Here is a 21347-nt window from a genome sequence, read left to right on the forward strand (position 1 = left end):
TCGAAAAGATCCCCAATTTTGGCCCAATCCTATGCCGCGCCAGTGTTGTTGGTCAGGACTTCCATGAACAACTCGTTAGGCCGCGCCCCGGGCAGCACCTGCCGCAGGTCCTTCAGTGCCTCCAACGCCGTGATCCTCGCGACCCCCGCCCCGTATAGCGCCGCCACTGTGGGAGTCCGAGACTCGGCGCGGACGCAGTGCAGCAGCACTGTCTTGCCTTCAGCGCGGAAACGTTCGACGGCGGCCGCCGCGTCGCCCAGCACAAAAGCGGCGTGCGCGTTGTCTTCCGCAACGGGGGAGTCGATGATCCAGAATGTGGCGTGGTCTTCCGGCGCCACACCCGGCACGTCCAAAGTCCCCAGCCGGCATAGCGATACCAATGCGTCGATTCCCAAATCGGCCGCCCTGGCGAGGGATCCGACGCCGCCCAGCCAGACGCCCGCGTCCTGCGGGTGCTGGACGAGTGCGTCGGTGCGGCTCCACATGCTGTAGTCCTGGCGCTCGGCGCGCGGCCATGACATGGGCCGCCGGCCCTCGCCCCGGCCCAGCTCCATGCCAAGCATCATGAGGTCGCGTGCCCGAAGCCCGGGCCATCCGTGCAGGCGCCGCCGCCATTCGAAGGGCACTGCCGTGTAGCCGTAGGCGGCACCGAGCAGGCCGCCCGCGATGGCGGCGACGGTGTCGGTGTCCCGGCCGCCTCGGACGGCCTCTTTCAGCGCCGCCCGCAGATGCGCCGGACCGGACGCCGACAGGCCCGCAAAGTGGATGGCGCTCCAGGCGCCCTGGAACGCCTCGACTACCCAGCCATTATTGGTGAAGTTCCGGGGCCGGGACCGCTCGGCAACTTCGATCCGCTCCAGCCACAGGGCCGCCCGCTCGGCGGACACCAGCGGCAGCCCGGCCCGGACGTCGATCCGCCCGGTCAGCACCGCCGCGCGGATCGCCACGCACCACAGGCCGCAGGCTTCCTGCGCGTCCGGGTCGGCGTGGGTCAGAGCGCTCAGTACCCCGGCGGCAGCCATCAACTCGGCCGGGTCCCGGTCCAGGTAGGCAAGCGCCAGTGGTGCGGTGCGCATCAGCGAACCATTGCCGGCGCTCCGGCCGGTGCGGGCATGGAAGTCGGCGGCCGCGGCGCTGAAGTCCGCGGCCCGGACCTTGCTCCGGCCTGCATCAGAAGCCAGCCGACCGGCGGCGGCGATGACGGCGCTGGTCTGGGCGCCGACGTCCCTGGCCTCGGCGGCCCAGGAGGTCCAGGCCCGGACGATTGTGGTGAGCGCCGCGGGGAAGGGGGCCCCGGCGTCGGACGCCGATTCAAGGAGTGCCTGGGCGATCGGGATGGCCATGGACGTGTCGTCGGTCCACTCGGCCGGCGCGAACCCGAACGGTCCGCCGCCTTTCATGGTGACCTCGACGCCGTCCGGCAGCGGTGCGCCGAACTCGTAGCCGGCTCCGAGGGCGTCGCCCGCGGCCAGTGCGACGAGGACGCCGGCCGCGCGGTCATTCTGTAAGGGGGTCAGTTTCATGCCAACTCCATCAGGGGGTGTTGGGTGTTCCAGCCGGTCAGGTGGGCCAGCTGGGGGCGGCGGGTGGGAAGTTCGACGGCGATGCCGGCGGCGGACACCGTGCCGGCGGCACGGGCGATGTTGCGGCTGCGGAGCGAACCGTGGCTCCGGACCTCGACGGCCGCTGCGCCGCCGTCGAACGTGCCGAAGTCCATCGCCTGGACGCGGGCCGCGAAGTCGCGGGCGCGCTGGCCCGGCATCGGACCGGACGCCAGCGCCTGGGGCGGGAGGAGTTCCAGGTCCAGCAGCGCGGAATCGATCAGCTGCCGGTAGTGCCGGCGGAACAGCGTGTGGGTGCCGAAGACCTCCAGGAGCAGCGGCTGCTGTCCCAGGCCGATCACGACGCCGCGCTGGCCTTCCAGGGCGGTCGGGCCATCCGCGGCGTCGACGCGGTTGCGCACGTTCCGGCCCTCTGTGAATAGGTCCATGTGCTCGAGCAGGGAGCTGGTCGCCGAGGCGCCTCGGGCTGCGTCGAAGCGGCCGACCCGCTCCCAGATGCGGCCCTGTCGGTTGCCTCCGCGCTGGCTGCCGGGGCCGTTGGCCAGCTCGGACCGGACGTTCAGCGGGGCGCGCCGCGCCTGCCGGCGGTGGGTGGTTTCCCCGGCCTCCCAGCGGCCGGCCTCGACGCAGAAGGTGTCGATGTCGCGGGTTTCGCCGGGGCCCAGGACGACGTCGCGGGCGCAGGTCCGGTGCTGCTGGCCGCCCTCGAGCAGTTCGCCTTCCAGGAGCAGGGCCGGGTGCGGGCCGTTGTTGGTGACGGTGAGCCGGGCGACCTGGGCGCCGCTGGCGAGTTCGGTGACGGCCACGTCGGCGTGGGTCCCGGTGCTGATGCCGAGGCTGCCGGGACCGGAGGTCCAGACGGGGAAGATGCTGAGCGGGCCGAGCGTGCTGCCGGCGCCGACGTGGAGCTGGGGGACTTTCATGGGAACCTCCGGTTGATTTAGATCAGTTCTGCGCTAATTGAATCCAGTATGCACGGCTTGCATCTTTAGCGCAATACTGAAATAAATAATCCCGTGAAGGATTCCCAGAACGGCCCCGGAACGTCCCTGCTCGACTACCCGCGCCCCTCGGTGGCGGTGGACACGGCGGTGCTGACGGTGGCGGACAATTCCGTCTGCGTGCTGCTGGTGCGCCGCGCGGAGGATCATCAGCACGGACGGTGGGCGCTGCCCGGCACCTTTCTGCGGGAGCGCGAGACCCTCGCGGACGCGGTGCTGCGCTGCCTGCGGGAGAAGGCCGGAATCTCCGGACGCGTGCCGCGCCAGCTCCAGGTCTTTGACGAGCCGGGGCGCGACGACCGCGGCTGGGTGCTGTCCGTGGCGCACGTGGCCGTGGTCTCGCTCCCGGCTCTGGAGGAGGCGCTCAAGTCCGACGGCGTCCGGCTGGCCTCCGTGACAGGGGAGCCGGAGCTGATAGCCGGGCTGCCGTACGGCCACGCGGACATAGTGGCGAAGGCGGTGGAGTGGCTTCGGGCCGCCTACGCGGAGGCGCCGGACCCGGGGGAGCTGCTGGCGGAGCCGTTCACGCTGAAGGACCTGCGGGAACTGCACGAGACGGTCGCGGACTCGACGTTGATGCGCGACACGTTCCGGCGATTCATGGAGCCGAAGCTGGCGGGAACGGGCCGGATGTCCGACGGGACGCGGGGGAGGCCGTCAAGGCTGTGGATGCGAGGCAATTAATTTTCGAGAAGTCTCTGTCTTTGCGCGTGCTCTGGGGCTAATCGCGCGCTCTCGGCGCCGCTGACGTAAGCGGCAATTTTAGAGCTCCCCCTCGTAGGATGCGTTCTCGGACCAACCCAGGGTCCTCAGCATTTCGTCGATGACTCCGACTACGCTGCTTTCGCCGACAGCTGCCGGGAGAGTCTTCAACTTGAGAATTTCTCTTCTCAATTGCTTCTCCTTTGCATTGAGTCCACCTTCATACTTGGGCGCCAGGAAGTAGAAGTGGCTCTCGGTTGAATAGCAGGTCAGGGCATCAAGAAAGATTTCCAGGGTACGCGCGGAGTCGCTTGACGAAGGATCCTCCATGGAAATAAAACTGAGCTTATCCTTCCATGCGAGTTCCTGTAGCGGATCTGTATTGAGCGTTAGCACCGTGCCAAGACTCCCGGAACCGCCAGCATCATTGGGCATTGCGCGGCGAACATCATGGACTATTTCGTGGAAGTGATCGTCCTTCAGTCCGAAGCCGACGAACAGCAAATGGTGGGTCATCAGGTGCGCTTTGACGAGTGCTGACAAGGCCTCCCGATTCGTGTTGTAGCCGAGGTAGTCATCGCGCGTCAGCACGATTGAGTCCGGCTGTGAAACGGAGCCATGAAGCTTGAGGAGCCAACGCGAACCCGTGTCGACATTTGCGGTCGTCGAATCTTGGGGGATTATGGCCCGATTCCGACTTGCATCGGCACTCGCGGTCTCGAAAAGCGAATCGTAGTTCAGCGTGATCGCTCCGTCAGATGGCAGATTCGCCAAAAGCGTGGGTGCGAGTCCGTATTTTTCAACTCTCACGAAGCTCGCCACGAGGGAGCCAAAAGATCCTCTCTCCTCATCAGCGGTTCTTTGCCGCGATTCGTGCAAGGACTGCAGGATATTGGCTTGGTCAAGGGGACTGAGCTTCCGAAACGGCATCGCCAAACCGCCGTCCAAACCGACGCTTTCTGCCAGCTTGTCCAGCAGACCTTCCCAGGAAGGGGCACCTGCCGTGACGCTCACCCCAGAGCCCATGAAAGGAACTAGCCGCCCTCTCCTGGCCTTGAGAGCCAGGTTCTTGGCTTGGGCCAAGTGCTCCTGGCAAAGCCGCGACCAGTAGGTGTCCTCGTTTGCTCTGCGGATATCTTGAGCGAGAGCGAACGCGGCTTCGTCCTTGAGGATCAGGACAACATCACATTCCAGCCTTGGCAATTCTCGGACGATAGTCCGAAGGATGGTGCGCATGATCTCCCCTCGCTGAAGATCTCCGCCTCCGGCTGCTGTGCCGAAGAAAGGAAGTGCTAGCAAGGGCACCCGGCGTGATTGTACTGTCCCGGCGCGCGGACTCAACAAGACTGCGCGTGCCGCCTCGTGGAGGAACGCCGCAATCCTAGGACCCAAGTCGTTAGCTGACTCCACACCTCGAAACGGGACTGACGTGAAGACTGGAAGGGGTTCATCGCGGGGCCAGTCCTCTGCTGCCACCGCGAAGGCTTTCCCCTGCCGGAACGACGGACCGGCAGACGCAAATGCAGCTTCGGCCAGCTCCTTGACTCCGTCCGTCCAACCGTCGTGAAAGTTGAGCTCTTCGTCGGTCGGAGCTAGCCAGGCGTCGCAGCGGAAGCGCAAAATGTTCCCCATTGTCACGAATAGGTGTGAGTCAGTCATTTTTGTACCTCTACCCTGTTGCTCTACATTTCGTTTGCGGCGCCCGGCCTGCCAACCGTTCCGGCGAACGTTCTGGTGCTGTGGCTAACTTTATTGGGAGAGCGGCAGATCAGCGACAGCCCCGGGGGTCTGCACGAAAGATGCTCACGACGGGGCGCTATATCGGTCTGCATCAGGTTCGGCAGTCCGGAGCCAATCTAGGAGCGATATTCGGTAGCGAAGCCAGCCTCCACGCAAGTGATTTGCTGGAACCCGTATCTTGCCTCTCTCGTGGAGAGCAACGGCTCGACAAGCTCTGGTCGAGGTTCCGCCTCACCCCCGGCCAAGTGCCCGTCCGGCCTTCCAACGTCCCGGAGCGTACCTGTAACAAGTCACGTCTCGAAGGTGGCTCCTCCTGCTGGCGGCTTAGCCATTTCCGCCGGTCAGCCGTCAGCGCGAGCTTGAGATCGTTTCTTGTGATTTTCCTGGGGACGTGGAACGGAGGTGATGGGAACCGCTCCCAAAGCTGACCTAGCCCTCTGCGTTGCTCCTAACGGCTCATCACTCATCTATTCCGCGCCGTCAAAAGCCCCCTGCGCTCAATTGCGTGATGTAGCCTGGCCCGGAGCAATTGATATTTCAGGTATGGGGGGCGGCATGGCAGGCAAACCAACGGATTGGTCGGAAGCTGAAGTGGCAGCGACCGTGCGAAGCTACTTGGACATGCTGCGACTGGAGGTATCCGGACAGCCGTACAACAAGAGCCAACACCGGAAGGCGCTTCTGCCGCTGCTCTCCAACAGGTCTGAATCAGCTGTTGAGTTCAAACACCAAAACGTCTCGGCAGTGCTGATGAAACTTGGTTTGAGGCCCATCCGCGGTTACCAGCCGGCTCAGAACTACCAGCAGTCGGTGGTTCCCGAGGTACAGCGCCAGTTGGCATCAAGCCCATCCATCATCGAGCTCGTACTCGCCGAAGCTTTGCAAGCGCCCGAGGTGAGGCCAGTTGGCGCTCTTGATTTCGTCAACTCCAGCGTTCCATCGATAATTGTCCCGGACGCATCGAATCCGATGAGGGCCCAAATCGGCCGCCCGGACTACGCTGCAATTGAAGCCAGAAACCGGGCGCTCGGGCTGGCTGGCGAACTTGCCGTAGCGGACCTCGAACATCGACGACTTGTCAAAGCGGGCAAAGCCAACCTGGCCCGGAAAATCGATCACGTCAGCCGGTCGCGCGGTGACGGAGACGGCTATGACATCCTTTCGTTTGAAGAGAGCGGCAAGGAAAAGCTGATCGAGGTAAAAACGACGAGATCCCGCGCGGAAACAGCTTTTTTTGTAACGACTAATGAGCTAAAAGTATCCAGAGAGCAATCCGATTTCTATCAGCTGGTTCGCGTTTTCAACTTCGGGCATGCTCCGGCATGGTTCCGACTACGCGGCAGTCTGGACGCCAGCTGCGTCCTTGAATCGAACGGCTTTTCGGCCCTGCCGCGTCCAGCCTTGGCCCACTGACTTTTACTCGAGCCGGATGATGAGTACGCCTGAAATCGTAACTACGGGCATGCGGAGGCTTCCTCGGCTTAGACACGATAGGGGGATAAGGCCGCCTGCGCGCACCGGCGCGGCCGTACGCGCCGGCTGGGAGGTTGTTGTGCAACTTGATGTCGCACCGCCCGAGCGTTCCAAGGCCTGAATTTGTTGATTCCTGAAGGGCCTGTTCACGACTCGGAGTCAGTATCTGGCGCAGGTGTCGCGGCCCCCAGGCTCCAGCATGGTAGAACTTGTTTTTGCATCATATTTATCTTTGTTTTAGGCGTCGGTGCCTGCCACGACCGTGCAAGGCAGCATCGGCAAGATTTGGGGGAGTGGATGGCACAAGCAACTACCGGCTGGGTCGCCGACGAAGTGCTGGTTCGGGAAATAAACGATCAGTTTGCGAGTGCGATAGCTGCCTATAGGGCGAAGCCCACGTTGATCGCTGAGCATGCGAACCACGAGGAGTCAATCCGGACCGGGGGATATGCAAATCGCACACTTCTCGAACTTGTCCAGAATGCAGCCGACGCGATGGCTGGTGGGGATGACGCCGAGTTGGGTGGCGTCGGAAGAGTTGAGATCGTACTCGATTTCGCTTCGCGCACCCTCTACTGCGCAAACTCGGGACGCCCCTTTTCGAAGTCCGGATTAGTCGCCATTACGCACGCACACCTCAGTGGCAAGCGTGGTGATGAGATTGGGCGTTTCGGTCTCGGGTTCAAGTCGGTACTTGCCGTGAGCGAGTCGCCGCAAGTGATTAGCCGGTCCGTCTCATTCGAGTTCAACTCCTCACACGCACGCCAGGCCCTTGCCGGGGTATCAACCGGGCAGCGACTTCCGGTCCTACGTACGGCGACACTCCTGGATGCAGCAAAAGAGATCCAGGAAGATGCGGTCCTTGCTGAGCTGGCAGTCTGGGCGTCCACGATCGTGAAGCTCCCGTTCGCATCCAACCTTGAGCACCTTCGCGAGGAGATCGAGAATTTCAACTCGGAGTTCCTGCTTTTTGTTGAGGCTGTTCGTGAAGTCAAGCTCCGTGTCGTTGGTCCTGACCCCTTTGAAACTACCCATGTCTCTCGAGACTTGGGCGGGGGAGTCCTTAGGATTGAAGGCCCCGATGGCGAAGGTAGCGAGTGGATGGTCGAGAGCCGGATGCACGCCCCCTCGGCCGAGGCGCGAAAGCTGGTTGGAGAAGCGGTGTCGCGCAGCGAGGTCAAGGTTACAGTTGCGGTACCAGCCCAACAGAATCTTCTGCGGATCGGCCAGTTCTGGTCCTATTTCCGCTTGCAGGACACCACATCCGCGTCTGCGCTGTTCAACGCGCCTTGGAGCGTAAACGATGACCGGACTACCCTGCTCAAGAACGAGTACAACCGGGAAATGCTTCGAACACTTGCCGAGATTTTCGTGGGTCTCTTGCCTCGGCTTAGGACCCAAGCCGACCCCGCAGCACACCTGGACTACATGCCCGCCCGCGGCCGTGGCCAGGAAAGCCACGGTTTTGGCGACGAGAACTTGTCATCGCATGTGCTGCGACTCGCGGGAGCGGACGCGCTCATTCCAAATGCTGTAGCTGTACTTTGCAATGGTGCTGAACTGCGCCCGCTCGATCTAACCGTCCGCTTCGAGGAGCCTGTTCATAAGGGCTGGATCCTGTCTCCGAACACAGGGGACGATGTCCCGCATTGGCGCTGTTATTCGAATAGCACACGCGCGTCCCGTCTGCGGGATCTACTCCTAGCCGCGACCAGTTCTAACTTCGATCCGAGCGCACGGGACACCAAACTGGCTTTGGAGCAGATGCCGAAGAGAGGCCTTCTGTCTTGGCTCCGAGAGTGGGCCGAGGGTGATGACCCCACGTCGGCGGCCAATGCGTTCCGCACTGTTAGTAAAAACCCTGGTCTTGATGAGATTGCGACGGCCAAGGTAATCCCGACGTCGGCAGGCATGCGTGCACTAATCGATAGGGACATTGTCTTCCTCCACCAAGAGGAAGACCTTGAAATAGAAGGGGCCGTCTTCGTAGACACCGCATTCCTCGCCCAGGAAGGCGTCGAAGTGCTCCTCCGGGGACGAGGGTTCCGGGACCTCGACCCCGAGGCAATCCTCAACGCACGGCTGGCTACTCTTCCCGTTGAACCTCATGACGACGACCTTGTCAAGCTATGGGACGCTGTTCTGTCGGTGGCCGCCCCTGCTGCTGCGAAGTTAATGGGGTCGTCGAGGGCGTCGATCAAAGTGCCGACTCGTGACGGTGGCTGGGCCTGGCCGCAGCAGGTGATCGACCTTGACGTTGTTCTCCCTGACGATGTCGCATCGCGGCTCCTCGACCGTCGTCGCTGCGTACCTGACGTCGCCCACAGGCTGGGTGTGGTGCAGCAGCCGGTGAAGGACTTTGCGCTGGAGGATGAGCTGGCGTATGGCGCGTTCGTTGAGGCAACGCTCACCGAGCTTAACGCGAAGCAAGGGCCTGGTGAAAGGCCGATAAGGTCCATCGAGTTGAGCCCCGGTGAAGGCCCAGGACCCTTCTCGGTGCTCTTCATGCTCCGTGACGCGGGTGCGTCACCTCAGATCCGCGAGAACTGGACATCATCCCTTCTCTCCTTCGCCGAAGGGGAATGGATCTTTGAGGACGCCGACACTGGACGTACATTCGCGGCTACGTCACCTGCGCGTTGGGCGATCGAGCAGGCGGGCCTGTTGAATACGACCCGCGGATACCGTCCGCTGCGTGACGTCGTCGCGCCCTCGTTGGTGCGTTTCGGTGGCCTATTGCCGCTCTACAAGGGGCCGCACCAGGCGTTGAACGTACTCGACCTCCCGGACACGCTCGATGCGGTCCCCCCTCACGTCCTGCGCGAGATGCTTGAGGGCGAGCTCTTCCCACGTGTGGACGACAACGGCACCCTCATCGAGTTCGTGCTGACTGCGAGCAAGATCGGACTCGCGGGCACTAAACCTGCGACGGTGCCGGCGCGTGTCAAGCAGACGATTGAGGCGCATGCACCTTCGACCGTCTACCTCGCCACGACCGACGAGCAGGAGGAATTCCTGCGCACCCGCCAACGCCCGTATCTGCGGGTAGCGACGGAGCAGATTGACGAGATGGTCGAGTTCGTGGGTTGTCGTCGGTTCGAAGACAGTTTCTCTTTCTCCATGGTTGTCGACGGGCAGCAGGACGCTCAGCGGATCCTCGACGTGTACACCGGGCTGCGTAAGGAGTTCGGAGTGCGTCTGGGCTCCTCCAGGGTTTCCCGGGCGCTCCAGATAGCCAAGCGCGTAACCACCGAGGATGGTGTCGAGGATCAGCCATTGGACTGGCACCTCGATGGGTCTGAGCTGATTGTTAGTAACGATGCCGACGAACGACGGATCTTGGGTTTCGTGAACGAAGCATTCGGCCTTCGCCTCGACAACTCGCGGCTGGCGGCGGTGCTAAAGGCCGGGCTCGACCATCGGCTGGAACTCCTGCGTCAGCAGGCGCAAGCAATCGAGTCCGACGCTGATCGTCTCGATTTGTACATCGGGCCCGACGATTTGCGGGACGCGCTGCCGACTGGCCTGTGGACCGCGTTGGAGGCCCAGGGGCTCGTTGACGACAACACCTCGGTCGCCGAGCTCTTCCTGACCGTCTACGGCTCCGATTCGCTGAGAATACTTGCGGATCGCTTTCGGGAGGAGGGTTTCTCGGACGTACCGTCGGCCTGGGCGGGTACCCCGGCAGCCATTTCTTGGGTGCGCAAGATGGGCTTCGGCCCGGAGTTCGCAGGGCAGCGGAACCAACCGCGTCCGGAAGAATTCATAGTTGCCGGAGCCGTCCGACTCAACAAGTTCCACAGCTACCAGAAGAAGATCAGCGAGGAGCTTCGGACGGTTCTGACCCAGCCGTCGGCGGACGGCCCCGCGCAGAAGGGAATGGTCGAGTTGCCGACGGGAGCGGGCAAGACCCGTGTGGCGACTGAGACGGCGCTCAAGTTATTCGTCGATGAGGTCCTGTCCGGGACGATCCTGTGGATAGCCCAGTCCGCTGAGTTGTGCGAGCAGGCAGTGCAGACCTTCCAGACAGTCTGGCGATACCTGGGTGACGAGCGCCCTCTGACAATCTGTCGGCTGTGGGACACCAATACAGTCCACGAGCCTGACACCGAGCTCTCCGTAGTCGTCGCTACAGACGCCAAGATTGAGGCGATTATGGATCGCCCGGATTATGAGTGGCTCAGCAAGCCGACCGCGGTCTTTATTGACGAGGCACATCGTGCGGGTGGATCGACGCGCTACACGACGATATTGCGATGGCTTGGCGTGGACGGACGTAACTGGGAACGTCCGTTGGTGGGCCTATCGGCGACCCCGTTCAGGGGCCGGGCAGGAGACCACAGCGGTACCAAGGAGCTAGTCGCGAGGTTCGGTACCAAGCGGCTCACGGCGTTCGAGTCCGATGCATATAAGGAGCTCGTCAAGCTCGGCGTCCTCGCGAGCGTCCGGCATGAGGTGCTTCCGACGGGCGTCGAGGTCGATCTCAGTCACGCGGAACGCAACACGCTCCAGTCGAGCCGGCTCATCGACCGCTCCATCTACGAGAGAATCGGCCGTAACGAGCAGCGTATGCGAATCCTTGTGGAGCACATCCTGCAGCAGGATCCGGACTGGCCGATCCTCGTATTCACGCCGAGTGTGCTATCCGCCCAGGTGCTGGCCGCGTCCTTGCGTTATCGCGGTGTGAAGGCGGCCTCGGTGAGTGGCCAGACCGGACGCCAGGAACGCCGGAACGTCATTAAGGAGTTCCAGGATGGCGGAATCAAGGTGCTCGCTAACTGTGACTTGCTGGTCCAGGGTTTCGACGCACCGGGCGTACGCGCCCTGTACATCGCGCGTCCAACCTTCAGCCCTGGGGCTTACATCCAGATGGCCGGACGAGGACTGCGCGGTAAGGAGAACGGCGGCAAGGAAGAGTGCTTGATCGTCGACGTTGCCGACAACTGGGGTGCTATGAACGACTTCCTCGGATACCACGATTACCAAGAGCTCTGGAAGGAGCAGCAGGGATGATCCTGGTTCCAAGCCTGGCCGACATTGAGAAGAAGTCCGTAAGCGCCGGGGAACGATCGCTTGCTCGGCTCCTTCGAGATATAGACACCGACCCTAACGCAGTGGCTTTTTACTCGGTGGACCTCCGTTCGCACGCCTACAAGCAGCAGGCCGAGGCAGACTTCGTGATTTTATGGCGAGGGATTGTGATCGTGATTGAGGTCAAGGGGGGAGGTGTCCGCAAGCACGATGGTGTCTGGTACACAGTCGATCGGCACGGAGACTGGCACAGACTTGCGACTTCACCCATGGAGCAGGCTCGCTCGGCCGGCTACGCGCTCCGAAGCATCCTCAAGGAGCAAGGTATCGGATGGTTCGCCCACGAGGCCGTCGTCGTGACCCCGGACATCGACACGCCGCCGGATGCCGTAGGCTGGCTACCCACGCACTGGCTCGCGCGCGACCAAATGTCCTCTGCAGGTCTCGCAACAGCGCTGGATGCAGTCGTGGCGGGCGCCCGTCCGGCTCCAGTAGGGGAGAAGCTTGCTCGGATGGATGACCTGCGGACGCGTCTGTTCGGAGAATTCACCCGGATGCCAGTCATCGACGCACAGCGCGGAGCGGTCATCGAGGAGCAGAACCGCGCGACCGCCGGGCAGGCGAGAGTGCTTGGAGCGCTCGCGAGGAACCAGCGCATGCTTGTCCACGGCGGCGCTGGAACGGGGAAATCCATGGTCCTAATCGAGGCTGCCAAACAAGAAGCAGATCAAGGACGTTCCGTGCTGGTCACGTTCCGGTCGCCTGCCCTTACACGGTACTTCGCCCCACACTTCGATTCTCGGCCAGTGGAGGTCGTACCATTCGAGAGCCTCGGTACGGCGGGACGTTATGACGTGGTCTTCATCGACGAGGCGCAAGACATGATGACCGCCGATGCCATGGACCAGATCGACGCAGTGATCGTCGGAGGTCGAGGGAACGGGCGCTGGCGCATGTTCCTTGACCCCAACAACCAGGCGCACGTCGATGGCGCCTACGATGCGGACGTTGCTGCGCTAATTGCAGACGAAGCCGTGGCAGTCGACCTCGACCTCAACGTGCGCAACACCAAGGCGATCGTGCACGTCGTCCAGGAGTACCTTGGTGCGGATGTCGGTGACCCTGGAATCGTCCATGGCGAGCGAGTCCAATGGCATACAAGGGAGAGCCAGGTCACTGTCCGGGACGGGGCTGATGTCGCCGCAAAGCTTGTCCAAGAAGGGGTCCGCCGTAGCGAGATTTGGATCATCGACCCGTCGTCGGTTGCGGCGCCAGCGAAGGGTGCCGATGGAATCATTGTCACTTCCCCGAGGTTCGCCAAGGGCCTTGAAGCTGAGCACGTCATCGTATGCGGGCTGCCCGAACCGCTCGATGATGCTGGCCTAGCGGCATTCTACGTCGCCGTTACTCGGGCACGGGTTTCCCTCCACGTTCTGGTGTCCAAAGACGACAAACAGCGACTTCAACGGTTGGTACGGCAGAGGATGGTGGCTGGATGACCCTCACCCATGCACAAAGCTTGGTGCTAGACCACTTGCGATCGGCCTATCTTGGGCCGGACGGAGGCGATGACGAGGTCCTAGAGAACCTTCCGAACAGACAATACGCCGTCGGTATGCTCTTCCCACGTGACATCGCCGCTCCAGTCGCGGACGAAGGCGCTGCCACTCCCGAATTCGATGAGGTCGATCTCGACGGCGCCGTCGCTTCGTCCGGGGAAGTGGAGGAGGCCGCAGCTAGCGTTCCGATCGCTGAGGATTGGCGGCCGTCCTCCGCTGCAATCTCCTTCGTCACTAGCCAGCCATCGGTCCTGTGTGACCTCACTGGCGCGACGTACACCCCCGTGGAAGGGGACGGTCCGCCACGTTGGCGGCGTGTGCCATTCAGCTTTGAAGGCCTCGAGCTTGCTAGCGACCAGCCGCACCGGGACGAGACTGCCGGTGACGTGCCGATCCAGATCGGATCGCGGTGGAGAACCTTGGGCGACGCCTTCCTCGTGACCGTCCACGTACGCGTCCTTGCCCAGTCGACCGGTGACGACCGCCTCGACGCGGTCAATATGCTCTACCAGACCGCGATTGCGGTGACACCGAAGAAACACGGACGGATGCTCGAGTACGACACCACCAGAGCCTTGGACCTCGACGATGAGTCCGCCGAGCTTCGGCTCCGATACCGCAACCGAAAGGTCTACGCTGTCGGGCACGGCATGGCCGCCAATTGGGAGATGGTTGATGGCCACTGCGCTCGGGTATGGCTCGAACCGGTGCCCTCATTCGTGGTCCCGGCTATTGAGACCACAGCCTTCGATGAGTCGGCAGCTGAGGCACAGGCCCTGCGTCTCGACCACCTCTCGCGCCTCGACTCGACACCGGACGAGGTCCTCGCATCGCTGGACGCTTTTGTTGACGCCTTCGGGGCCTGGGTTACCTCGGAAGATGCGCGGGTCAGCTCATTCGACTCCGATGCCTTCGTCGCCAGGCGGATCGTGGATCGCTCCGTGGGGGCCCTCGGCCGCATGCGTGAAGCCGTTGCCCTCTTGCGGGAGGACGACAGGTCCGACATCCGCACGGCGTTCGCCCTCGCGATGGCTGCCATGCGCCTGCAAATGCGGCAGGCGGCGCTCACCCGGCATGACGAACCATCGGAACCGCGCTGGCGGCCGTTTCAGCTCGGGTTCCTGTTGGTCGCGCTTGCCTCGACCGTCGATGAGACCCACGCCGAGCGCGAGATAGTCGACCTGATTTGGTTCCCGACCGGTGGCGGCAAGACAGAGGCCTATCTGGGGCTCGCAGCGATCGAGATCTTCCGCCGCAGAATTGTTGAAGGGCCAGCTGGCAGCGGCACGGCGGTACTGACCCGGTACACGCTGCGCCTACTGACCTCACAGCAGTTCCAGCGTGCGGCCTCACTCGTCTGCGCGATGGAAATCCTTCGCCGGCCGGGAAGGCTCGGCGACCCGCGGGTTAAGGGGATGGCGGCCTTCTCGATCGGCCTGTGGGTGGGCAATGAGGTCACCCCGGGATCGCGGCGTGACGCCAAAGCGGCTTTGGAAAGGCTACATAAGGCAGCGCGCCCAGAGGAAGCGAATCAGTTCCAGATTGAGAGCTGCCCTTGGTGCGCTACCGCGCTGTTGCCTGGGTCGCGGTCTACGAAGTTGAGCGAGTATGGCGTCAGACTTGTCGGCCGCGACGTTGTCATCCACTGCACCAACAGTTCCTGCGAGTTCAGCGATGAGCTTCCGGTCGCGGTTGTTGACGAGGCGCTCTACGAGAATCCGCCGACGATTCTTCTGGCAACCGTTGACAAGTTCGCCCGGCTTCAATTCCGTCCCGAAGCGGGGCGGTTGCTCGGCCTGAATACCCCGTTCCGTCAGCCGTCTATGATCATCCAGGACGAGCTGCACCTGCTGTCGGGCCCATTGGGAACCACAGTTGCAGTCTTCGACGCCGTAATTCAGCTGTTGCTCTCCGCTGGCGGAGCGTCGCCCAAGATCGTAGCCTCCACCGCGACGATCAGGTCCTCGGATGAACAGGTCCAGGGACTGTATGGGCGAGCAGTCGCTCTGTACCCGCCGTCGGGCCTCGACGACGATCGCACTTTCTTCTCGCAGCCTGTCAGCAGCGGCGAGGGGCGCCTGTACCTCGGGCTAATGCCGCAAGCTCTATCTCAGATGTCTGCCACAGTTTCGGCCGCTTCGCCGTTGATCGAGATTCCAGCAGTGCTCGATAGGTTGGGGAACCCGGGTGTCAGCCGCGACGCTTACTGGACCGCTGTGATGTACCACAACAGCTTGCGCGAACTCGGCCGTACCGGCACGCTCGTGGTCGACGACGTTAACGCACGCCTCGAACCCAGAGCCGAGCGGCTCGGCCACGACCTCCGCATTGTCAGGGCAGAAAGGGTCCTCGAACTCACGAGCCGTCGTGGACCCGAAGAACTGCCGAACGATCTGCGTGAGCTCAGGCGCAGTGTGGATAGCTCGGACCAAGCAGTGGATGTCGTGCTCTCGTCCAACATGCTTTCCGTGGGAATCGACATCCCGCGCCTAGCTTTGATGCTGATGGTCGGCCAGCCGAAGACCACGTCAGAGTACATCCAAGCCACAAGCAGGGTAGGGCGTGGCAAGGTCCAAGGTGTCGTCACTACGTTGTTCCGGTCCAACCGCGCGCGAGACCGCTCGCACTTCGAGACCTTCCGCGGGTACCACGAAGCTCTGTACCGGAATGTCGAGCCAACAAGCGTGACGCCCTGGTCACTGGCGTCACGCGAGCGCTCGCTCGCCGGTGCTTTGACCGCGCTCATCCGTCATGTGGTGCCCGAGCTAGCCGAGAATGACGCTGCCGGTCGACTGGATCTGGACGACGCAGCGCAGAGGGGGACGATCGACGCCCTCATCGATAGGTTCGTGAGCCTCGTCCAGCGTGCCGACAAGGTCGAGGGGGACGATACGCGTGAGCGGGCCAGGGTGCTACTAAACGAGTGGGACCGACGTGCGAGTAATGCGCGAGAGTCCGGGTCTCAGCTCCTATACGACCGTCAAAATCAGGCCGACGCCGCACTGTTCAAGCGCTTCGGGCAGTCGGGCGAGGGCTGGCTCGTTGCCGACTCCATGCGGTCAGTCGAACCAAACGTGGCTGTGGATGTACGCGAGCCTTTTGAGGAGGGAACCATTGGAACGTATCAAGCATGACCTTCGGCTGTCGGAAACCGTCTCGCCTTTCGGGGTCGGGGCAATCGTAGATGTCAGAGGTGAGTCCCTCATCGCTCCCGACACCTCGTGGTGGGACAAGCGCTTCGCTCCCGAAATCCACTGCGACCGTCTCGTCGAGCGGCTCGGACCAAGCACCCTCCGCGAGGCACCGACTCACTCCGGTCGTGCAGGAAAAGATACCCTCGGTCTCCTGTACTGGCGGTTCCCAACTTGGCGGTTCTGCGAAAGGTGCTCCCGGCTGTCACAGCAGACCGGCAAAAATAAGGGAAAATGGACGAACACGTGCTCTTGCGCCGGCACGCTCGTCCCTATGCGCTACGTTGCCGTCTGCGAGAAGGGCAGCCATTTACAGGACATTCCCTGGTTCATGTGGACACATCGCGGCCACGACGCTGGCGTCACTGAATCCGTACGTGTCTGCCGTGCCTACAAGGAGCTTCGGTTCGTTCGTTCGGCCAAGCACGGTGAAGGCCTGAACTCCCTGCGCGTGGAATGCGGTGGGTGCAAGAGGTCAAGGCCCATGTCAGACCTCGTCACCAAGGACGCACTCGTCCGCGACGGCATCCGATGCAAAGGCGTCCAGCCCTGGCAGGACCCAATCCCCGACAACGTATGCGATCACAAGCTCTTTGCGGTGCAGCGCGGGGCCACCGGCAACTACATCGCCGAACGGATCTCCGCGCTCGACATCCCTGAGGAGCGCCCCCGCCCGGCTGCAGCGGCCGACGCCATCCGCGGTCACATCTTCTTCGAGAAGGTCGTGGCCGACAACGGTGGCCCACAGTCTGAAATGGTCGCCGAATGGATCGCGGGCGAGCTCGGCATCAGCGCTGAGGAGGTCCTGACTGTCGCGGCCGGAGGCAACGAACCCACGGACGACATCCTGTTGGACCTGAAGGACGGCGAATGGGCAGCCTTCCTCAAGAAGCTGGAGACACCCGGACGCGATATAAGCGAAGGCGACTTTGTCGTAGACAGCTGGACCGTTGGCAGTCATCAGGGCGTCCCCCCCGCGCTCGCTGCTCGTCTGACCGCCGTCGGACAAGTCAGGAGGGTTCGCGAGGTCCGTGCGCTCAAAGGTTTCCGCCGTTACTCCGCCGATGCGGAGATGATCAGGGCAGACCTCTCAATTGATGGCAAGCGAAAGCCCACCCTCCCGGCAATCGAGATGTATGGGGAGGGGATTTTTCTTCAGTTCAACGAGGATTTCCTTAACGAGTGGGAGAACCGGCCAGAGGTCCAAGCGCGTGCTGGCATTCTCGTCAACAGACGCAGTGAGACTCCATGGGCGCACCGCCTCGACGTCCCCGAGCCACGCTATGTCGCTCTGCACACGATCGCGCACCTGCTAATCCGCCGTCTCGCCTACGCCAGTGGATATTCCTCGGCATCTCTTCAGGAGCGGATCTACGCGCATGCCGACCGACCGGATCGCACCGCAGGCATCCTGGTCTATACGGCAGCTGGTGATGCCCAAGGCACACTCGGAGGTCTGGTAAGACTCGGCGATCCAGACAAGTTGGTGCCGTTGCTCCTAGCAGCACTCGACGATGCCGACGTGTGCTCCAACGACCCTGTATGTATTGAGAGCGACAGGCAGGGTGCATCAAGCCTGAACCTGTCGGCCTGCCACGGGTGTTCGCTCGTCAGTGAGACATCCTGTGAAACTGCAAACCGGCTTCTTGACCGACAGCTCGTGCTCGGCGGAAGCAATGTCCCGGGACTGCTGGACGGTGTGCTGGAGGAAGTTAGGTCGGCGGGTGCCGTCTGACGTGAGAAGGTTCGCCTTGGAATTTACCGATCTGACTGAGGGCTGGCGGACCGAATTCGGTCTCTGTGATTAACGCAAGCGGCGAGGACCGGCCAGCGGCTACGGTGCCGCTGGCAGGTTAGGATTGAGCAATGGCAAGAGAGAACATAGGCGAGGCGCCGATCACAGTCCTCGACCTATTCTCGGGTTGCGGAGGCCTTTCGGAAGGCTTTCATCAGTTTCGCCCGGACGGTACGAGCACTCCAGTCTTTCGCAGCATAGGGGCCGTCGAATGGGAGCCCGCAGCAGCTGCCAGCTACGCGATGAACTTCGGAGCTGGGACGAGCCGGCACCGCCACTTTGATCCGCCGGAAATTTTCTGCGGGGACATTGTTGGTTGGGAGCCAAAATGGCGCCCGGGCGATGTCGATGTCGTAGTCGGCGGACCGCCGTGTCAGGGATTCTCCGGGTTGAATCGAAACAAGGTACGTGCAGACCGGAACAAGCTCTGGCAAGAGTTCATTCGTGTCGTCACAGCCCTCCAACCCAAGCTTTTCGTCATCGAGAACGTTGATCGATTCGTCCGCTCCGCTGAGTTCCAGGATCTCCAAGACCGGATCGGGAACGGGGACTTAACGAATTATCGCCTCGTTGAGGCGCCGGGAGCCCGGGAAGTCGACACGGAACCGGAACGCGCCAGACGATATGTGCTTAACGCGGCCGACTATGGCGCAAGGCAGGCACGTCGGCGGGCAATTGTGATCGGCATCCGGACAGACGCAGGGCTGCCCGTGGACAGCATGAAGTACCCCGAACCGACTCACTCTCGTGCCGTTCGTCCGCCCCGCGAAAGTAATCCCGGGATTTCGACCAACCCGGCCCTGTGGAAGACGGTCGATGACCTGTTCGCCGAGACTGCCGCGAAGAAACTCGAAACAACAGAGCTGCCTGCGGGGCGCGTGACAACTGTCAGCGGTGTTGTGGCAGGCATTGCAGGGCCATTTCGCACTTCGGAGCTGCATTTTACTAGACGCCCGGAGGCCATTTCGCTCGCTCGCTACAAGGCGATTCCCGCAAACGGAAATCGCAAGCATTTGCGTGGCCGATATCTCTGTCGCTTTAGCATGGGCGGGGAGGTAATCATCGAAAAGGTCGGGAATTCTCGGGACGGCGTAGGTAAACTCGATCCACTTGGCAGCTACAAGGTGGTTGCGGAGGGTACTCCAACTTCTCAAACGCTTTCTGTCCGATCGTGTGAGATGGAAGCGATCACGTCCGGGCGCCGTCAGGGTGCGGCATTTCGAGTGGAAGTCTGGGACGGAAAGTCGACTCGGAGTGCCACCCTCGAATACCTGTCGACACCGGCGTGGGATGGACACGACACGGGCTCGGGAGACGTTATGGGACGGATCCGCCACGGCGCACCGTCGGTCACAATCCGCACCGAATTTTTCAAGCCAGAGAAGGGGCGTTATCTTCACCCGACGGAGAACCGCCCGATTACCCATCTTGAGGCAGCCAAGCTCCAAGGATTCCCTGATGATTTCCTGTGGTGCGGATCAAAAACTGATATTGCCAAACAGATCGGAAATGCAGTTCCTGTTCCTCTAGCGACAAAAATCGCGGCTTCGATCTACAGTTACCTGCGCGCGGCAAGTCCAGTACACGAGCCCGACACGCTGGCAGAGGTCAGAGCCTTGGGCGGACCCCTTGTGGTCCCAGAGTCCGACGACTTCTCTGAATTGCTTACGCAAGGGCTGGCCAATCGCCTTCATGAAGACGTGGCTGCGCCGGCAGCTGCAGTTTGATCCGTTGTTCCTCGCGAATCCACCGGCTTCGCGAGCGGCTTGCAGAGACGTCTCGACTCGCTCGTCCGTCCAGGAAGGCTTCTATGGCTGGAGTGGAAATGCTTAGTCCGAGCGGCACTCGTACTCGGTCTAATAAGGCATCACGATTGACTTGGCCTGTCGTTACGAGGAGATGCCCAGCAAGCTCAGAAGTTCGCTGGCTTCGTGGCTTCGAAGGCCTCGCAGCGAGGAGACTTCTCGGCCGAGTAGCGAGGCCACAGTGAGAACCTTGTCGACCTCACTGAAGATGCCCATCTTGTATAAGACGTCCGTAAGGGCGCCAAGCTGAGCGTTCGAGGCTGCCGAAATTATCGGGGCAGGGCTGGAATATGATCCTGAATCCCAATGTCCATATGCATCTTCTGGCATAGTGTTCCCCCAAAGTTTCCGTCGTTGGAAAGTGAATATTAAATAGTGACACACCGCGGCGTTCAACTCGTGCCGGTGAGGTGCTCCCTCAGGGACGCAAATCGAGCGGCTCAATCTCCGCCCTATCCTCTATCAGCCCGAGCAGATCATCCTGCCGAGCCTGGCCAAGCGTGAGCCGGTACTTCGCGAGCCCGGCAAGCATGTGTTTGGTTCTGGGCACGTCGCGGCTCAACGGGTGGTCCAGCAGCCGCCGTTCGATCTTGTGCGCTCCCGGGTGGATCCAGTGCGGGGCGAACTCCGTGTTGGAATCTTCGGGGTGCGCCGCAACATCGGCTGCAGCAACTGAGAACAGCGACTCCCACGGGTCGGTCACCCCGGGCTTCAGCACCTCGGCACGATGAGCATCGGCCACATTCTTCCGCACCGCATGTCCTAGATACCGGTGCACCCGGCCCTCCCGCTGTTCGAAATCGACGGGGTTGCCGGGCACATTCCAATGGATGACCGAGTGGGCCCACCAGTGGAAGTCGATACCCTCTTGGCCCACTGACGTAGACGCAAGCACGAAGGGCCAGAACGGGCTGTTGAAGGCCCGACGGACGTCGGGCATGCGGTTGCTGTCGCCGTCGTCCGTCTTGGCGTTGCTGTAGCGCACGGCGAAGCGGCTGCCCATCCGGAGATCGTCGTGCGAACCGTCCGGATATTTCGCGAGCATCTGCGCAGGTTTGAGGGACAGGGAGCGCCGGATGTCATCGGCGAGCGACCATAGCTCTTCGGCCGTGACCTCCCCGGGAGCCTGCTGGCTGCGGAGCTGGAAGACGTATTCGTCCAGCACCGCCTGGAGGTTTCCGGCTTCGCAATAGCGCAGGACCTTCTGCCAGTAGTCGCCTTCGGGGTAGAGCTTGTCCAGCAGCTCGGTGGCATCGAGCCGGTTGAACAGCGTGCGCAGGCCAGTCGTCGCTAACACGGCGGCCTTCCAAAGCTCGGCGCCGTCAATATCGTCCGGAACCACACGCTTCAGGGCACGGTATACGCAGTTGGCGGGGGAGTTGACGGCCAGGTCCTCAATCCCCGGGCATCCGTCGGGCCCTATGGGCCGCAGTCATTGCGTTGGCCCTTTCTGCAGCGTTCTCCGCAAACCCGCTGGCCAGCTTCCTG

The 21347-nt window shown here is 62.2% G+C and carries 11 protein-coding genes; 7 read left to right on the forward strand and 4 right to left on the reverse strand.

Features of this window, described 5'->3' with window-relative positions:
* Positions 1-29 precede the first annotated feature (29 nt).
* Both AB4Y72_RS08695 and AB4Y72_RS08700 read right to left on the reverse strand, forming a co-directional pair.
* Entirely contained in the window at positions 30-1523 is a 1494-nt protein-coding gene (locus AB4Y72_RS08695; protein ID WP_441425755.1) for an ADP-ribosylglycohydrolase family protein, read from the reverse strand.
* Positions 1520-2485: an ARPP-1 family domain-containing protein gene (locus tag AB4Y72_RS08700; protein ID WP_441425756.1), complete on the reverse strand. Its 966-nt coding sequence runs from the start codon at positions 2483-2485 to the stop codon at positions 1520-1522. The genes AB4Y72_RS08695 and AB4Y72_RS08700 overlap by 4 nt, the downstream gene beginning before the upstream one ends.
* A 93-nt stretch (positions 2486-2578) precedes the next feature.
* On the opposite strand from AB4Y72_RS08700, the gene AB4Y72_RS08705 reads away from it, so the two are divergent.
* Entirely contained in the window at positions 2579-3247 is a 669-nt protein-coding gene (locus AB4Y72_RS08705) for an NUDIX domain-containing protein (protein ID WP_441425757.1), read from the forward strand.
* Positions 3248-3325: 78 nt separating this feature from the next.
* Here AB4Y72_RS08705 and AB4Y72_RS08710 read toward each other — a convergent pair whose 3' ends face one another.
* Positions 3326-4924 carry an SIR2 family protein gene (locus tag AB4Y72_RS08710; RefSeq protein WP_441425758.1) on the reverse strand — a complete coding sequence of 533 codons (1599 nt, stop codon included), beginning with the start codon at positions 4922-4924 and terminating at the stop codon, positions 3326-3328.
* A gap of 636 nt (positions 4925-5560) precedes the next feature.
* Here AB4Y72_RS08710 and AB4Y72_RS08715 point away from each other — a divergent pair.
* The 6 genes from AB4Y72_RS08715 to AB4Y72_RS08740 all read left to right on the forward strand — a co-directional run bounded on the left by AB4Y72_RS08715 (position 5561) and on the right by AB4Y72_RS08740 (position 19781).
* Positions 5561-6418, forward strand: coding sequence for a DUF3883 domain-containing protein (locus AB4Y72_RS08715; protein WP_441425759.1), 858 nt, complete (start codon positions 5561-5563; stop codon positions 6416-6418).
* Positions 6419-6775: 357 nt separating this feature from the next.
* Positions 6776-11491, forward strand: a complete 4716-nt coding sequence (locus tag AB4Y72_RS08720) for a sacsin N-terminal ATP-binding-like domain-containing protein (protein ID WP_441425760.1) — start codon at positions 6776-6778, stop codon at positions 11489-11491.
* Positions 11488-13008 carry an NERD domain-containing protein gene (locus AB4Y72_RS08725; protein ID WP_441425761.1) on the forward strand — a complete coding sequence of 507 codons (1521 nt, stop codon included), beginning with the start codon at positions 11488-11490 and terminating at the stop codon, positions 13006-13008. Before AB4Y72_RS08720 ends, AB4Y72_RS08725 begins: the two co-directional genes overlap by 4 nt.
* Positions 13005-16202 carry a helicase-related protein gene (locus tag AB4Y72_RS08730; RefSeq protein WP_441425762.1) on the forward strand — a complete coding sequence of 1066 codons (3198 nt, stop codon included), beginning with the start codon at positions 13005-13007 and terminating at the stop codon, positions 16200-16202. Before AB4Y72_RS08725 ends, AB4Y72_RS08730 begins: the two co-directional genes overlap by 4 nt.
* Positions 16153-17994, forward strand: coding sequence for a DrmB family protein (gene drmB / locus AB4Y72_RS08735; protein ID WP_441425763.1), 1842 nt, complete (start codon positions 16153-16155; stop codon positions 17992-17994). The genes AB4Y72_RS08730 and drmB overlap by 50 nt, the downstream gene beginning before the upstream one ends.
* Before the next feature lie 131 nt (positions 17995-18125).
* Positions 18126-19781, forward strand: a complete 1656-nt coding sequence (locus AB4Y72_RS08740) for a DNA cytosine methyltransferase (protein WP_441425764.1) — start codon at positions 18126-18128, stop codon at positions 19779-19781.
* Between the two features lie 496 nt (positions 19782-20277).
* Here the strand turns inward: AB4Y72_RS08740 and AB4Y72_RS08745 are convergent, their stop codons facing one another.
* Positions 20278-21201, reverse strand: coding sequence for a helicase C-terminal domain-containing protein (locus tag AB4Y72_RS08745; protein ID WP_441425765.1), 924 nt, complete (start codon positions 21199-21201; stop codon positions 20278-20280).
* Positions 21202-21347: the final 146 nt, after the last annotated feature.

It is taken from the genome of Arthrobacter sp. YAF34, from assembly GCF_052113245.1.
In the GTDB taxonomy this organism is placed as follows: Bacteria; Actinomycetota; Actinomycetes; order Actinomycetales; family Micrococcaceae; genus Arthrobacter.

Excerpts from the sequence above, each read along its gene's own strand:
- AB4Y72_RS08695 (WP_441425755.1), bottom strand. The coding sequence starts at position 1,523 with ATGAAACTGACCCCCTTACAGAATGACCGCGCGGCCGGCGTCCTCGTC.
- AB4Y72_RS08700 (WP_441425756.1), bottom strand. The coding sequence starts at position 2,485 with ATGAAAGTCCCCCAGCTCCACGTCGGCGCCGGCAGCACGCTCGGCCCG.
- AB4Y72_RS08710 (WP_441425758.1), bottom strand. The coding sequence starts at position 4,924 with ATGACTGACTCACACCTATTCGTGACAATGGGGAACATTTTGCGCTTC.
- AB4Y72_RS08715 (WP_441425759.1), top strand. The coding sequence starts at position 5,561 with ATGGCAGGCAAACCAACGGATTGGTCGGAAGCTGAAGTGGCAGCGACC.
- AB4Y72_RS08720 (WP_441425760.1), top strand. The coding sequence starts at position 6,776 with ATGGCACAAGCAACTACCGGCTGGGTCGCCGACGAAGTGCTGGTTCGG.
- AB4Y72_RS08725 (WP_441425761.1), top strand. The coding sequence starts at position 11,488 with ATGATCCTGGTTCCAAGCCTGGCCGACATTGAGAAGAAGTCCGTAAGC.
- AB4Y72_RS08730 (WP_441425762.1), top strand. The coding sequence starts at position 13,005 with ATGACCCTCACCCATGCACAAAGCTTGGTGCTAGACCACTTGCGATCG.
- drmB (WP_441425763.1), top strand. The coding sequence starts at position 16,153 with ATGTACGCGAGCCTTTTGAGGAGGGAACCATTGGAACGTATCAAGCAT.
- AB4Y72_RS08740 (WP_441425764.1), top strand. The coding sequence starts at position 18,126 with ATGGCAAGAGAGAACATAGGCGAGGCGCCGATCACAGTCCTCGACCTA.